Here is a 14,041-nt window from a genome sequence, read left to right as displayed (position 1 = left end):
AGGCTGGAGGCTACTACGGAGGGTGCTGGGGCGTTACTGGCATTCCATCCAGTTAGTTGAACCGCCGTAGAGATCGGAGTCTTGTGCAGTTTCGGGTATCTTGTTCGATTTTCCAGTTAGGGGGTTCGAATCATGGAGATAGGGAAGGTTTCCTTGGTCGACGTAGTGACATTGCTTTTCGCCTTGGTGAGCTTGTTGGTGGCCATGCGTGCGCTGGGTAGGACAAAATCCAATGAGCTTTTTGCATTGCGTCAGAGCCTCGTGCTTAAGTCCGAGCAGGCGCGCTCAGAGTGGCACAAGCTGAATCGAGAAAATGAATCAGTTATTAAGCAAGTTGAAGCGCGCTTTCCAGCTGCCTTGCCAGAGGTCGCTGTGATGTTGGAGTTTCTTCTCGGACAGCGAGAGCATTTGAAGATGTGTCTCCGCGACGCGGCAGCATTGGCGGAAGACATCCATAGAAATGTCGACAAGATGAGCGAAAAAAAGTGTCGGCTTTATCTGCGAGACATTGATCCAAGCTTGGAAATGCTCTCTCGCAATCGCGGCGTAGTGCAGGGCCGAATGGAGGAGTTGATGGCGCGCCTGGATGCAAGCTCTGGGCAATTGCAGCAGCGTTAGTGTTTGAGGCCAGCGGAAGGTGACTTCTACGCGGACGGGTCCAGAGACCGGCTTTTTGCATCCGTCCCTCAGTGCTACAGTCCCGCTAAACCATAGAGGGAACGACATGCGAATTTTGATAGCGGCGCTGCTGGGGGTGATGCTGGCGGGGTGCATGGCTCCAACCATGAATGAAGCTCGGCAGGAGGGGCCTTACAAGGTGCTGACCTCGAGTAAATCCGATGCTGCACTGGCTAAATGCGTTCAGTACGAATGGCAGAATCAGCCTATCTTCGGCGGCGCGCCCGGGGCAACGCTTCAGCCAGGGCGTGACGCCGGATACACGGTTTTCACCGAGGGCTCTCAGTACTTCGTTGATATCCAGCCCAAGGGCTCAGGTTCTGAGGTGAAGTATTACGTGGTAGTTGGTAACTGGATCGCCAATAAAAGACTCTCCGCGCTGCAAGGCTGCCTGTAGCGGCACATCAATTTGTTCACGGCTCGCTTCGGCGGGCCTTTTTATTACCTGGAGAGAAGTACATGGCGGCACTTGCGATCAATTATCAGCCCATGACCACGATCCTACTTTATGGCCAGCTCCGACAGTTCGGGCGCTCCTTCCGTATGGCTGTGAAAACTCCGGCTGAAGCAATCAAGGCTTTGTGTGTGCAAATACCGGGGTTTGAACGATTCCTGTCCAACGCCAAGTCCAGGGGGATTGAGTTCGCCGTATTCCGTGGAGCGACGAACCTTGCAGAAAAGGAGCTCGGGTTTACCGGTGAGGGGGATATCCGTATTGCCCCGATCATTACCGGAAGCAAGCGCGGTGGCGCGCTGCAAACCATTATCGGCGCAGTATTGATTGTTGTCGGCCTTGTAATCACCGGCGGCACATTCGGTGCAGGCGCGCCATTCGGTTCGGCGCTGATCATGATGGGTGGTTCTATGATGCTGGGCGGCGTCATCCAAATGCTCAGCCCCCAAGCTAAAGGCCTCAAGACCAGCGCAGCCCCCGAGAACACCCCTGGTTACGCCTTCGGCAGCGCCAAGAACACCACGGCTTCGGGCAATCCGGTTCCGCTTTGCATCGGCAAGCGGCGCTGGGGTGGGGCAATCATCAGTGCCGCCATCTACGCCGAAGACCAGATGTAGCCATTCAATCGAACACTGCAGCCGCCCATGAGGCGGCTTTTTACTGCCTGGAGGAAAGCATGGGCGCAGCACCACAGCTCGACATCAGCGGCGCCAAGGGCGGATCCGACAAACCCAAGACCCCGACTGAGGCACCGGACAGCCTGCGCTCGATAGCCGTGGCCAAGATGCTGATTGCGATGGGCGAGGGCGAGTTCGCGGGTAACCCGACCGCACAGGACATCTACCTCGACAACACGCCCCTACAAGACCCCCAGGGCAACATGAACTTCCCGAACGTGAAGTGGGAGTTCCGCAGCGGCTCGGTGGAGCAGGGCTACATCCAGGGCATCCCTTCGGTGGAGAACGAGACCACGCTGGGTATTGAGCTGCGCAGCGACACGCCGTGGGTCCGAGCCATCAGCAATACCGAACTGTCGGCCGTGCGCCTGCGCTTCGCCTGGCCCGCGCTGCAGTCGGTCAGTTCTAATGGCAACATCAATGGCTATCGGATCGAGTACAAGGTTGAGGTGGCCACCGATGGCGGCGGCTATCAGCCAGTGTTGAGCGAGGCTGTGGACGGCAAGACGACCAGCACCTACGAGCGTACGCGCCGTATCGATCTGCCGCCGGCATCGAGCGGCTGGCTGCTTCGCGTCACTCGCATCACGCCCAACAAGAACAACAACAAAATCGCCGACACCATGCAGATCGCAGGCTTCACCGAGGTGATAGACGCGAAGCTGCGATACCCGAACACCGCGCTGCTCTACATCGAGTTCTCGGCTGAGCAGTTCCGCAACATTCCGGCCGTGACGGTCGATTGCCGCGCGCGTAAGTGGCAGGTGCCGAGCAACTACGATCCAGACAGCCGCACCTACAACGGCATCTGGGACGGCACCTTCAAGCAGGCGTGGACCGACAATCCTGCCTGGGTCACCTATGGCATCACCGTCAACGATCGTTTCGGCCTCGGCCGCCGCATCAAGCCATGGCAGGTCGATAAGTGGGAGCTGTACCGGATCGCCCAGTACTGCGACCAGTTGGTGCCAGACGGTAAAGGTGGCCAGGAGCCGCGCTTCATCTGCAACCTGAACCTGCAGGGCAAGGCCGATGCCTGGTCGCTGCTGCGCGACATCTCGGCGATTTACCGGGGCATGACCTACTGGGCCCAGGGCCAGGTATTCACGTTGTCGGATATGCCGCGCGCGACCGACTTCGACTTCGCTTACACCCGGGCAAACGTGATCGATGGCAAGTTCACCTATTCCAGCTCATCGGAACGCACCCGCTACAGCCGTGCTCTGATCAGCTACGACAACCCGGCGAACAACTACGACACCGACGTCACCGCGGCGACCGATGCCAAGCTCCAGCGTCGCTACGGCGACAACCCGCTGGAGATCAGTGCCATTGGTTGCACTCGAGAGTCGGAAGCGCAGCGCCGTGGCAAGTGGGCGCTGCTGACCAATGCCAAGGACCGCGGCATCACCTTCAAGGTGGGGCTGGACGGACGCATCCCGCTGCCGGGCTACGTCATTCCGGTGGCTGATGAGTTGCTCGCCGGCCGCGCTATCGGCGGCCGTATCTCGGCAGTGAGCGGCAAGGTCATCACCCTGGACCGAGACACCCAGGCCAAGGCCGGTGACCGGCTGATCCTCAACCTGCCAAACGGCAAGTGTGAGGGTCGCACGGTGCAGTCGGTCAGCGGCCGCAAGGTGACTGTGACGACCGTTTACTCGGCAACGCCTGAGCCGCAACTGGTGTGGGCGCTGGATGCGCCTGACTTGGCTATTCCGCTGTACCGGGTCACCAGCGTTTCACGCCCAGAGCCTGGCGTGTTCGAGATCTCGGCCGTGCAGTACGACCCGAGCAAGTTCGCCCACATCGACACCGGTGCTCGTCTGGAAGATCGGCCGATCAGCGTGATTCCGATCACGGTTGTTCCGGCGCCGGCCAGCGTCACCCTGACTGCAAACTCGGTTGTCTCCCAGGGCATTGCAGTCGCAACCATGAGCATCACTTGGCCGGCGGTGGTTGGCGCAGTCGCCTATGACGTCGAGTGGCGCAAGGACAGTGGCAACTGGATCAAGCTGCAGCGTATCGGCACGACCAGCGTTGACGTGGTGGGGATCTACGCCGGGGCCTATCTGGCTCGGGTTCGAGCAGTGAGTGCCTTCGACATCTCGTCGATCTGGCGTGACTCGGTGCTGACCGAACTCACTGGGAAGCAGGGCCTACCCCCTGCCGTTTCGTTCCTGACCGCCGAAAGCCTGCTGTTCGGCATCGGCCTCAAGTGGGGCTTCCCCGCTGGCGCCGAGGACACCCAGCGCACGGAGATCTGGTACAGCCAGGCCACCAGTATTGAGACGGCGACCAAGCTGGCCGACCTGTCCTACCCGCAAAGCGACTACAACCTGCAGAGCTTGAAAGCCGGCGCGCAGTTCTTCTTCTGGGCGCGGCTGGTCGACCGCACCGGCAACATCGGGCCGTGGTACCCGGCCGGGGTTGGTGTCATGGGGCAGGCCAGTGCAGATGCTGGGCCGATCCTCGACATGATCGCCGGGGAGATTGGACGCACCGAGCTGGGCAAGGACCTGCTCGACGAGATCGATAAGATCCCGGGGCTACAAGACCAGCTCGACGCACTCGATGGGCTTTCCGCCTATAAGCCTGACGAGGTGTATCAGGCAGATCAAATGGTTGTTGGGGATGGGCGCATCTACCAGGCTACACAAGAGGTGCCCATCAACACGCCGCCGCCGAACCCGGCTTACTGGCTCGACGTTGGCAAGACGGTGCAGACCGCCAATGGCCTGGCGCAGCAGGTGGCGACCAACACCGCCAACATCACCGAGATCGACGGGGTGGTCACCGCCCAGGCAACGGCATTCGATGCGCTGCGGGCTTCATGGCGCGAAGACGACGGGGAAGGTGATCTGGCTGGCGCGTTGAAGGACTGGGGCAGCACTGCCGCAATCGCGGAAGAGTCGAAGGTGCGAGCTTCCGAGGGCGAGGCCTTCGCCCAGCGCCAGTCCACCCTCGATGCCAAGTTGGGTGTGAACGCAGCGAACATCACCGAGTTGTCACAGGTGGTGGCCACCAACGATTCAGCCACAGCAGTGAAGATCACCCAGCTCAACGCCAAGGTTGGCGATAACTCGGCGGCAATTCAGGAGACCAGCAAGGTCGTCGCCGATCTGGACGGCAAGGCCTCGGCGATGTGGTCGGTGAAGATGCAGGTCAACGCCCAGGGGCAGTACGTCACCGCGGGCATTGGCCTTGGAATCGAGAACGTTGGCGGAGTGTTTCAAAGCCAGTTCCTGGTGAGCGCTGATCGGTTTGCGGTTGTGAATGGGATTAATGGAAGCCTGGCTTCGCCATTCGCGGTACAGGGCGGCCAAGTATTCATGAACTCGGCATTCATCCAGGACGGCAGCATCTCGATGCTGAAGATCGGGCAGTACCTGCAGTCCGATAACTACATTGCCGGCGTTCAGGGTTGGCGCCTGGATAAGGCCGGCAACCTGGAGTTCAACGGTCCGGCTCCCGGTGGCGGGCGACTGACAATGACCAATCGGGCGATCAAGGTCTACGATCAGAACAACATCAAACGGGTGCAGTTGGGGGATCTCGACGCATGAGTCATGGGATGCGGATCTGGGGCGGTGATGGTGCGCTTCAACTTGATGAAAACTCGTTTACGGTCAGGCTAGTTTTGTCCGTGTCGGTAACATTTAACGGAGCGAAGGGCTATCAGGATTTCGCTGTGCCAGGCTGCAACGCCAGTAACGCAACGGCGTTCGTTGTCCCTTCCTCGCCTGTGACAGCATCCGATCGTCAATTTGAAACTGAGATGCTCGATGGCGTGGCGCGAGTCTACAACTACACGCGCACGTTCGATGCCAGCTCGGTCTCTGTTGGGACTATGAGGCTATTTGTTGTGAGGTTTAAATAATGAGCTTTGGTTTAAGCTTTTCGAATAATGACAACGTTGTTGTTTTGGATTCGGAGTATGCAAGGTTGTGCGTAGTCTACAGTGGGCGCTACGCACCAAACGACGGGACGGGCTATCGCTCTATTATTACTTTCCCAGCTCCTATAACAAGTATTGAACAGCCGCTGATTTTCATAAGGCCAGACACTGTGGCGGGCCTTCTTAAACTTGGCGCTGCGGGGGTTCCACAAGGCAGTCCGGGAAACTGGACGGGGTTTATTACTGGTGCATTCGATCAGGTGGGATTTCGTCCAAATGGGAGATATGTGGTCGCAACATTTGGTGCTCAGCCTATAGCGCAGTATGGACTTAGGCTATTTTCAAGTGCGGGAGCCACTATATTTGACTCTGGAACACCTAGCTTCTTATTCACAAGAGCGTTTCAGAATTGGACCTATGTAAAGTCAACTCAGGGCGATCAGGGGTCATATGTCAATTACTACACAGTGCCTTTTGATTTTCCTGAGAACGAGTATTTGATGGCTAACTCATTTTCCATGAGGATGAACAATGCTGACAACCTCGGTCGAACGCTGTACACGTGGTGGGACTTCCCGAATAAGGTTTTGTATGCAGTAACTAACGGGTTCTCTAACCCGTATGCCTTTTGGTTGCCAGCGATGTTCGGCAAGCTTGCAGTCTAGCTAGGTACAACAAACCCAGCCCGCCAAGTGCGGGTTTTTTATCGACCAAATAAAGGAATAGCCATGCCCTGGTACAAAGCCGGGACGGTTTCTGTCGTCCAAAATTCCAATGCGGTGACCGGTGCAGGTACTGCGTTTATTGCCAACAGCCGGGTAGGGGATGCCTTCCGTGGGCCCGACGGAGGCTGGTACGAGATCACCAACATTGCCAGTAATACCGCCCTGTCCATCGCGCCGAACTACCAGGGCGCTACTACAGCAGCAGGGATCTATGCGCTGGCTCCGATGCAGGGCTACGTCAAGGATTCAGCCGACGCACTGCGCGCACTAGTCAACCAGTTCGGAGCAACGCTGGCAGCGCTGGGCACCGCCTCTACAGCGACAGTCACGACCTCAATAACGGATGCAACACTCGGAAGACTTCTGAAAGTTGGGGACTTCGGCATGGCCCTTCCGGCAGGGGCCCAGTGCTCGGCTGTCGGAGACGCCAATACAGCAACCATTCCTGGGGCGTACCGGATGGGAGCTCCCGACCTGAATAAGCCGGCCGCTGGCCAAGGGCAGCTACTGGTGTGGAAGTCTTACGCGAATTACGTCCTCCAAATGTACGTACCAGCCACTGCAGCGATTAGTAATCTGTGGACGAGAACATCCCCAGATCTCGGGGTTACCTGGACTCCTTGGACAACCCCCGCGGCCGGCAGTACGGAAACCGACAACCTGGTGGTTGACCCTAACGGTGCGTTGGGTACTGGGGCATTTGGGGGGCAGGTAGTTTCGGTTGTGGATCGATATAGTTCGGGCGCGCCTTCATTAGCGCCAAGCAAGGTTCTGCACAAGATCACCTTCACCAACACAAACAACCAATACTCGCAGGTGTACCTGGACCCCAAGCGGGCGGCTGGAGTTACCTCGCTGGACAATGCAGGTGCTATCGCCGTACGGCCCGGTGAAACATACACCGTAAGTTTTGACGGGTTCGCGGATGGTGTTGTTGGCGGCAGGCGAATTGGGGCTATTGCTCACTGCTACCAAGCGAACACGAACGTCACCAACCTCAACATTGCAGGGCCGACAGTAGACGCCAATGGCGCATGGACCCCGTACAGCTTCACCTTCACCGTACCGGCTGATATTTACAGTATTTGGGTTCGCTTATTAGCGCCCTCCGGCGTCACAACCAATCTTTACGTCGGCAACATTCGTGTAGAGAAGCTTCAGCCTCAACCTGGCCTGGCTACGTCGGGCGCTAACAGCAATATCACCAGTCTTGCAGGGCTCACCACGCCGCTCAGTGTTTCTCAGGGTGGTACGGGATCCAGCACGGCAAGCGGCGCACTGGCCAATTTAGGCGCGATGCCCGCTGCTGGTGGCTTTTACAATCCAGACTTTGTATCCGTAAAGGTTGGCGGGACTCGACCAAACTTGGCTGCACAAGGAATGCACCTGCTCTGGAATACCGCCGCTGGCGGCCTCACCGGGGAAGGGGCGTTTGTGTGCAACAAGGGAGGGGGGACTGGCGGGTTTAGCTGGCGATCAATCGACACGGGCAACACTACCACCGGCCCGACAATGACTTACACCTATGCCGGCGTGCTCAATGTCCCCGGTGCCGTTAACCAAAACTCTGATAGACGCCTAAAAACAAACGACATCGAGATCGTTGACGGTCTTGAGAGGATCTTGAGGGTTCGCCCCGTAGAGTATGACCGTAGAGACTCCTTTGATTCTGAGGAGTACCCACACCATGAAGTTGGCGTTATTGCTCAGGAACTCTTCGAAATAGCACCTTTACTGGTTACGCCTGCCAACCCTGACGACGCGAAAGATGCCTGGAAAGTAAACTACACCGGGCTGATTCCGTACCTGGTATCCGCGATCAAAACCCTCAAGGCCGAAATAGAAGAGCTGAAGTCAGCCGGCAAATAGATCAATCAGAGCAGCACATCACCCGCCATCGAGCGGGTTTATTTTTGCCTGGAGAAAAGTAATGGCAAGACTTTCAGAGGCCCGCGCGGGCACCCGCAACGCGCTGGCCTTCATCGACATGCTGGCCTGGGCCGAAGGCACCAGCACCTCCCCAGCCACGGCCATGGACGGCTACGACGTGATCGTCACTGGCATCGACAACAAGCCGGAGGTGTTCAAGGACTTCACCGACCACCCCTTCGCCAAGGGCCGCAAGTCCAAGGTGATCAACAGCAAGGGCCTGACCTCGAACGCCTCGGGCCGGTACCAGCAGATGCTCAGGGACTGGCCGCACTACAAGGCTTTGCTCAAGCTGCTGGACTTCAGCCCGATCAGCCAGGACCTGCTGGCCCTGCAGCATGTGCGCGAGTGCCGGGCGCTACCCGACGTTCATGCCGGCCGGATCGAGACTGCTATTCGCAAGTGCGCGAACATCTGGGCCAGCCTGCCCGGGGCGAACTACGGCCAGCGGGAGCGCCGACTCGAGGACTTGCTCAAGCAATACCGCCTGGCGGGCGGGGTGTTGTCGTGACGGCCTTTCGCAGGTTGTCCCGTGTGCTGGCCAAGTGCGAAGAGGATCGACTGTTCTTCAACTGCCCTGGCTGCGACATGGTCCATGGCATTTCGCATGGCTCAGGCCCGGGGCCGCGCTGGGGCTGGAATGGCGATGTCGATAAGCCGACGTTTACGCCTTCTGTGCTGGTGACGTGGAGCGAACCGAGCGACAACCCTGGCGAATTTGATGATGCCTCCAAGGATGTGAAGAAGGTCTGTCACTCATTCGTGACCGACGGCCGCATCCAGTTCCTAGGCGACTGTACGCATGCACTGGCGGGCCAGACGGTTGGCCTGCCAGGATTAAGCGAGGATTACCTGTGAGCGCCGCTGGCTGGAAGATGGCGGGCGTAGGGTTGGTGGTTGTCCTGCTGCTGGCAATGGGCGCCGCGGGTGGCGTGTGGCTGGCTGCTGGGCATTACCGGCCGCTGCTCGACGCCGCGAACACTGACCTGGCCAACATCAAGTCCGCACGCAACAACCTGGAGGCGCTGGCGGGTGAGCAGGGCAGGAAGCTTGGCGAGTTGGTGCGGGCCGGCGATCTGCGGGAGCGAAACGCAGCTTTGGCGCAGACCCAGGCCAAGGAAGAGGCCCGGCCAGACTACACCGCAGCCAATCGACTGCTGCAGGAGCGAACTAGCGGAGACCCGGCCCTGGCCGCGTCATCGATCATTGATCAGGAGTTGGGGTTATGAGGTTGCTGCTGATGGGGTTGGTGGTGCTGCTGGCGGGATGCGTGACTCAGGAGCCCGAGGTACGCACTGTGCGGGTGGAGGTGCCGGTGCTGGTGCCCTGCAGGACGCAGGAGGTGACGGTGCCACCTTGGGCAGCGGCCAGCGTGAAGAAGGCCGATCCGTTGGAGTTGAAGGTGCGGGCGCTGCTGGCTGAGCGTCGGCAGCGAATCGGGTACGAGCGGGAATTGGTCGCGGCGGTTGGTGCGTGTCGGTAGGGCGCGGGCCTGGAATGGGCTGCGTGACTTTTGCGTGACTGTGCGTGACCTTATGTTGATCTATAGCCATTCGATTGCAGCGAGCGCCAATGAAATCAACCATGTACCAAGGGTTTACTGTGTTCCTGCGCGCATGGGGTACAAACCGGCGAAATTTTCCTCACGGGTTACCCATGATTGCAGTCTTGCATCGCTCCTCATAGGTAAATTTCAAGGTTGACACATTACGGTCTTCTACTCTGAACGATCCCCAGTCCTCGAAAGGTGGCCGAAGCACCGTCCGCAGACTCTCGATAACTTTCTCTGGGTCAGCATCATTTCGGACATCCTTGCTGCAGGTTGCTAGAAGTCCGCACATCTGGCCGGGGTTTTGAAGGTCTAGCGGTACGTGCCAAGGAAGGCAACTTGTCGTTCCGTCAAACAGGCAGAACAGGGCTGGATAGCCTTTGAAATGCTGATAGAACATCCAGCGAAGATGGTTGGTGAAATCCTCAAAATAGATCTCTAGGTCTGTGACCACCGCCTGCTCGGTACCGTGGAAGAAACATTCCCGGCTCGCCTCCAGTGTGAAAGTGAAGAATCTTGCGTGACCCTGCTGGTTCACCACTCCAACCCCATACTGCCCGGTCTTGCGGATGATTGGCCGCTGCGTGATGTAGAGGTAATCGGGGGCGCGCGGAGGCGCGCATGAATCGTCATCGTCGTAAGATGATGATTGGGTGCCGCGCGAGCTCGCGTAAGCTGAGTTATTTGGATTTAGCTGGTTAGAGCGGTTATCCCTATCGTCTTTACTCGACATGCACTTCTTCCCATTACATGTGTCTGGGCTTACAAGTTAGCTTAGTTGGTTCCGATGCTCGGTCAATCTGACAAGCTTTCTATTTCCACTAAAGCAATCACTCGGGTAACGAGGTGCAGGTGATTTCACTCCGGCGTCATGAGCACCGCGAGTGTCAGCTTGATGAACTCCTCGTTCTTGTCGATGGTATCCAAGGCGCCGCGGACGTTCTCGGCGACGCCTGCCGAGCCTCCACCCAGTTCGATAGCTCCATGATGGCGGCCTCGAGGGCGAGCTGGTTCTCGTTGATCTTGAACAGCAGGGAAGGGAGCAGGTCTGAATTTGGCATCGCGAATCCTCCGTGGAGTTTTCAGCGTAGCAGGGGGATTGGGAGTGATGTTCTTTCGGCAGAACGCCTGGGAAGGGTGTGCGCAAAACCTCGGCTACAGGCCACGGATTACCGTTTGCATAAGCACAAAAAAGCGCTATTTTTGCTGGAGCCAATAAGTTAGTTATTCTATTTAAATCAATAGGTTAGCGTAGTTCAGTCCCCAGCATGGGGTGCTAGGGGTCGAGTGTTCGAATCACTCCGTCCCGACCATATAATTCAAGGGGTTGCGAGATTTTATCTCGCGACCCCTTTTTATTTTTTGTCGTTTTTACTCCTACAAAACGACTGGCTCTCGGTGGAATCCTCACCTCTTTCGGAGGAGATGGGCGAAAGCTTTCTCGGTTCCGGATCGCATATTCAACGGCACGGTGACCAGCCAGATGGCGTCGATGTGGATCACGGGGCAGGTCTCGCAGCTACCTCCACAAAAGGAAGCTGCTTTTCGGTCACTTGCTTATCGGTGTGTTCTTTTCACTACGCTGTTCAACGCTCAGCACGCTGGAAATAACGCCAGAACAGTAATGCATAGACGATGTCACCCGATGCCACTACTGGCAATGGCCAGGGTATGCTGCCCGCCAGCCAGTGACCGTAAACCACCACAACAAAGAGTACTTTCAGGATTACCCCGAGCAGGATATAGGGACGATACTGCAGCGGATCGCGAGCGATCATCCAATAGGCCCAGCCGAATATGATAACCAGGCACGTGGTGAGTTGAATGAAGAGGGTTGAGGTAGGGGTAATTTGCAGCCCCAACAGTGCAGCTACGGGTCGCAGAGCAATGAGTAATGGAAGACCCGCGAGTACGTTGAAACAAGCGGCGGAAATAAAAAGCTTGCGGGTATAACTGTCGGTCATGGGATTGTTCCTGGGAGGAGGTGATGTCTCGCATCACACAGAGACATCTTGTATTTTTTGGGTCTCAGCCAAGCAGCTTGAGTAATACCGGATAACTATTCGGAAATAGCCTGCTTATCCAGAACAAGGTACTCGACTTGTTCCCTGTGATAATGCGTTTGGTTCCGTTGCGGAGCCCCTTGATGATGTCGCCGGCACAATCCGCCGCTGGCGTCAGTAGCATTTTTTCTGCCAGAGCCGTGAACCTTTCTTCTGTTTTACCGGCGGCTTTACAACGTCGTCCGGCCTTTTCAATATTGGTTCGAATTCCTCCGGGGTGCACACATACAGCGCGTACACCGCTACCATCGAGTTCAGACCATAATGCTTCGGTCAGACCACGTACGGCGAACTTCGACATGTTGTAAGCGCTTTGCATCGGGAAACCCACCAGGCCAAATACGCTGGAAATGTTGACGATGCAGCCTTCTCGCTGGGCTTGCATCATCGGCAGGAACGCTTTGGTGCCGTACAGCACGCCCCACAGGTTGATACCGAGTTGCCACTCGTACTCATCGATGGAGGTGTTGGCAACTGTCCCGATGACTGCGGCACCTGCGTTATTGATGACGAAGTGCGCCGTGCCAAAATCTCGCTTTACCTCGTCGGCATGGGCCTGGAAGGCGTCCCAGGACGATACGTCCAGGAGATAACCTTTCGCTTTGCTGGCGTCAGGCAATAGCTTCATGGTTTTGTCGAGACCAACCTGGTTGATGTCCGACAGCGCGACGTGCGCGCCAGCTTCCACCATCTGGATAGCCAACTCTCGACCAATGCCTGATCCTGCGCCGGTGATGACGACTACTTTGTTTTGGAACATGTTTTTTATCCTTCTTGTTTTAATTGGTTTCGCCACTACAAGTTTTTGGCTGACAACAACTATTTGCTGAGAATGTGGATCGCGACTGCTGCCTCCTCAATACCCTGCAAACCGCCGCCGTTCTCCTGGATTGCATGGCGTGCGCCATGTACCTGGCGTGTGCCAGCCTCCCCGCGCAGTTGCGTCACAAGTTCGTAGAGCTGGCCGATCCCGGTAGCGCCGAGTGGATGGCCTTTCGATTCCAGGCCACCTGAGGTATTGACCGGGATGCGCCCGCCCAGCGTGAATTCGCCACGTTCAGCCGCAGGTCCGCCCTGACCAAACGGGACCAGGCTCAGGTTTTCGACCTGAATTATTTCGCCCATCGCCGAGGCGTCATGGACTTCGGCGACATGCATGTCTTGCGGCCCCAGGCCCGCCTGTTCATAGGCCTGGTTAGCAGCCAGGCGACCTACGTTCAGTTCCGGCTGATCGAGCCGGCGATGGCTGAAGCTACGGATAACGCTGGCCGCTACCTTGATGCAGCGGCTTCTGTCGGCACCGATACGTGCGAGTCCTTCCTCGGTGCACAGAATGGCTGCTGCTGCACCGTCCGACAGCGGTGCGCACATTGGCAGGGTGAGCGGGTAGGTGATCGGAGGGGCGGCAAGGATTTCGTCGATGCTGAAGGCTTTGCGAAATTGCGAGTAGGAGTTATGGACCGAGTGAGTGTGGTTTTTTGCCGACACCGCTGCGATCTGCCGCTGCGTGGTGCCGTAAGTTTTCATATGCTGGCGGCATAATGCGGCATAGATGGCCATGAACTTACTGTAAGGCTTGTCCGATTCCGACCCGGCGGGCGGCACCACGCCTTCGCCCATTTTCACCAGCGTCTGATAATTCTCTTCGGCGCGAGATACGTCCCAACCAGCCTCGAACAGCGAGAGGGCCTTCAGCTTATCCGGGATGTTCATCTTTTCCGCACCCAACGCCAGCGCGATACTGGCCGTACCGGCCTTGAGGCTTTGCACGGCCAAATTGAAGGCTGAGCTACCCGAGGCGCACGCATTCTCGACGTTATAGATAGGAATGCCTTGAATACCGATCTTGCTGAACACGACCTGACCGGGGATCGAGAGCTGGCCTTGCAATGGGCCATTGGTCATGCCGGCATAAAACGCGATATCGAGATCGGCGGCAGTGCAGTGGGCGTCCTTCAATGCGCCCTGGAAAGCCTCACGTGCCAAGTCGTCGAGACTGCGTTCGATGTGGCGACCGAAGACGGTCATGGCGATGCCGGCGATATAGATATTGCTCATTGAAAAATTCCTT

Annotated in this window: 15 protein-coding genes and 2 pseudogenes; 12 read left to right on the top strand and 5 right to left on the bottom strand. The window is 57.5% G+C overall.

Annotated features, from left to right (window positions below):
• The first annotated feature begins 153 nt into the window (after nucleotides 1–153).
• The 12 genes and pseudogenes from BMW74_RS04565 to BMW74_RS04515 all read left to right on the top strand — a co-directional run bounded on the left by BMW74_RS04565 (nucleotide 154) and on the right by BMW74_RS04515 (nucleotide 9,841).
• Nucleotides 154–618, top strand: coding sequence for a hypothetical protein (locus tag BMW74_RS04565; protein ID WP_139208367.1), 465 nt, complete (start codon nucleotides 154–156; stop codon nucleotides 616–618).
• Nucleotides 619–724: 106 nt separating this feature from the next.
• Complete coding sequence (locus BMW74_RS04560; protein WP_093414255.1) at nucleotides 725–1,075, top strand: hypothetical protein; 351 nt, start codon at nucleotides 725–727, stop codon at nucleotides 1,073–1,075.
• A 62-nt stretch (nucleotides 1,076–1,137) separates the two neighbouring features.
• Nucleotides 1,138–1,749 (top strand): tail assembly protein, encoded by a 612-nt coding sequence (locus BMW74_RS04555; RefSeq protein WP_093414252.1) that lies wholly within the window; start codon nucleotides 1,138–1,140, stop codon nucleotides 1,747–1,749.
• Between the two features lie 59 nt (nucleotides 1,750–1,808).
• Nucleotides 1,809–5,372, top strand: coding sequence for a TipJ family phage tail tip protein (locus BMW74_RS04550; protein ID WP_093414249.1), 3,564 nt, complete (start codon nucleotides 1,809–1,811; stop codon nucleotides 5,370–5,372).
• A gap of 8 nt (nucleotides 5,373–5,380) precedes the next feature.
• On the top strand, nucleotides 5,381–5,686 hold the full coding sequence (locus BMW74_RS25415; protein ID WP_093414246.1) for a hypothetical protein: 306 nt from the start codon (nucleotides 5,381–5,383) through the stop codon (nucleotides 5,684–5,686).
• The gene (locus BMW74_RS04540; protein ID WP_093414243.1) at nucleotides 5,686–6,369 is read left to right on the top strand and encodes a hypothetical protein; all 684 of its coding nucleotides are present in this window, start codon (nucleotides 5,686–5,688) and stop codon (nucleotides 6,367–6,369) included. The genes BMW74_RS25415 and BMW74_RS04540 overlap by 1 nt, the downstream gene beginning before the upstream one ends.
• 63 nt (nucleotides 6,370–6,432) lie before the next feature.
• A pseudogene (locus tag BMW74_RS25410) lies at nucleotides 6,433–6,748 on the top strand (phage tail protein); the annotation flags it as partial.
• 65 nt (nucleotides 6,749–6,813) lie between these two features.
• Nucleotides 6,814–8,298: a tail fiber domain-containing protein gene (locus tag BMW74_RS25670; RefSeq protein WP_371911740.1), complete on the top strand. Its 1,485-nt coding sequence runs from the start codon at nucleotides 6,814–6,816 to the stop codon at nucleotides 8,296–8,298.
• 61 nt (nucleotides 8,299–8,359) lie between these two features.
• On the top strand, nucleotides 8,360–8,869 hold the full coding sequence (locus BMW74_RS04530; RefSeq protein WP_093414237.1) for a glycoside hydrolase family 24 protein: 510 nt from the start codon (nucleotides 8,360–8,362) through the stop codon (nucleotides 8,867–8,869).
• Entirely contained in the window at nucleotides 8,866–9,216 is a 351-nt protein-coding gene (locus BMW74_RS04525) for a ubiquitination-like system serine protease family protein (protein WP_093414234.1), read from the top strand. Before BMW74_RS04530 ends, BMW74_RS04525 begins: the two co-directional genes overlap by 4 nt.
• Nucleotides 9,213–9,587 carry a hypothetical protein gene (locus BMW74_RS04520; protein WP_256562522.1) on the top strand — a complete coding sequence of 125 codons (375 nt, stop codon included), beginning with the start codon at nucleotides 9,213–9,215 and terminating at the stop codon, nucleotides 9,585–9,587. Before BMW74_RS04525 ends, BMW74_RS04520 begins: the two co-directional genes overlap by 4 nt.
• On the top strand, nucleotides 9,584–9,841 hold the full coding sequence (locus tag BMW74_RS04515) for a hypothetical protein (protein WP_093414232.1): 258 nt from the start codon (nucleotides 9,584–9,586) through the stop codon (nucleotides 9,839–9,841). The genes BMW74_RS04520 and BMW74_RS04515 overlap by 4 nt, the downstream gene beginning before the upstream one ends.
• Before the next feature lie 160 nt (nucleotides 9,842–10,001).
• On the opposite strand, the gene BMW74_RS04510 is transcribed toward BMW74_RS04515, so the two are convergent.
• From BMW74_RS04510 to BMW74_RS04490, 5 genes and pseudogenes are all read right to left on the bottom strand, one after another.
• Complete coding sequence (locus BMW74_RS04510; protein WP_093414229.1) at nucleotides 10,002–10,640, bottom strand: hypothetical protein; 639 nt, start codon at nucleotides 10,638–10,640, stop codon at nucleotides 10,002–10,004.
• Nucleotides 10,641–10,765: 125 nt separating this feature from the next.
• Nucleotides 10,766–10,968: pseudogene (locus BMW74_RS25400) on the bottom strand (hypothetical protein).
• A gap of 525 nt (nucleotides 10,969–11,493) precedes the next feature.
• Nucleotides 11,494–11,871 carry a hypothetical protein gene (locus tag BMW74_RS04500; RefSeq protein ID WP_093414226.1) on the bottom strand — a complete coding sequence of 126 codons (378 nt, stop codon included), beginning with the start codon at nucleotides 11,869–11,871 and terminating at the stop codon, nucleotides 11,494–11,496.
• 64 nt (nucleotides 11,872–11,935) lie between these two features.
• On the bottom strand, nucleotides 11,936–12,730 hold the full coding sequence (locus tag BMW74_RS04495) for an SDR family NAD(P)-dependent oxidoreductase (RefSeq protein ID WP_093414224.1): 795 nt from the start codon (nucleotides 12,728–12,730) through the stop codon (nucleotides 11,936–11,938).
• 59 nt (nucleotides 12,731–12,789) lie between these two features.
• The gene (locus BMW74_RS04490) at nucleotides 12,790–14,028 is read right to left on the bottom strand and encodes a thiolase family protein (protein ID WP_093414221.1); all 1,239 of its coding nucleotides are present in this window, start codon (nucleotides 14,026–14,028) and stop codon (nucleotides 12,790–12,792) included.
• Nucleotides 14,029–14,041 lie beyond the last annotated feature (13 nt).

Origin of the sequence: Pseudomonas sp. ok272, assembly GCF_900109995.1 — a bacterium.
Taxonomy (GTDB): domain Bacteria; phylum Pseudomonadota; class Gammaproteobacteria; order Pseudomonadales; family Pseudomonadaceae; genus Aquipseudomonas.
Note: the sequence above shows the minus strand (reverse complement) of the source record. Positions and strands in the feature narration are given on the sequence as shown.

Bases quoted from the DNA above. Each gene is read 5' to 3' on its own strand.
- BMW74_RS04555 (WP_093414252.1), top strand. From the start codon at position 1,138: ATGGCGGCACTTGCGATCAATTATCAGCCCATGACCACGATCCTACTT.
- BMW74_RS04490 (WP_093414221.1), bottom strand. From the start codon at position 14,028: ATGAGCAATATCTATATCGCCGGCATCGCCATGACCGTCTTCGGTCGC.
- BMW74_RS04500 (WP_093414226.1), bottom strand. From the start codon at position 11,871: ATGACCGACAGTTATACCCGCAAGCTTTTTATTTCCGCCGCTTGTTTC.
- BMW74_RS04495 (WP_093414224.1), bottom strand. From the start codon at position 12,730: ATGTTCCAAAACAAAGTAGTCGTCATCACCGGCGCAGGATCAGGCATT.
- BMW74_RS25415 (WP_093414246.1), top strand. From the start codon at position 5,381: ATGCGGATCTGGGGCGGTGATGGTGCGCTTCAACTTGATGAAAACTCG.
- BMW74_RS04530 (WP_093414237.1), top strand. From the start codon at position 8,360: ATGGCAAGACTTTCAGAGGCCCGCGCGGGCACCCGCAACGCGCTGGCC.
- BMW74_RS04560 (WP_093414255.1), top strand. From the start codon at position 725: ATGCGAATTTTGATAGCGGCGCTGCTGGGGGTGATGCTGGCGGGGTGC.
- BMW74_RS04515 (WP_093414232.1), top strand. From the start codon at position 9,584: ATGAGGTTGCTGCTGATGGGGTTGGTGGTGCTGCTGGCGGGATGCGTG.
- BMW74_RS25670 (WP_371911740.1), top strand. From the start codon at position 6,814: ATGGCCCTTCCGGCAGGGGCCCAGTGCTCGGCTGTCGGAGACGCCAAT.
- BMW74_RS04550 (WP_093414249.1), top strand. From the start codon at position 1,809: ATGGGCGCAGCACCACAGCTCGACATCAGCGGCGCCAAGGGCGGATCC.
- BMW74_RS04510 (WP_093414229.1), bottom strand. From the start codon at position 10,640: ATGTCGAGTAAAGACGATAGGGATAACCGCTCTAACCAGCTAAATCCA.
- BMW74_RS04540 (WP_093414243.1), top strand. From the start codon at position 5,686: ATGAGCTTTGGTTTAAGCTTTTCGAATAATGACAACGTTGTTGTTTTG.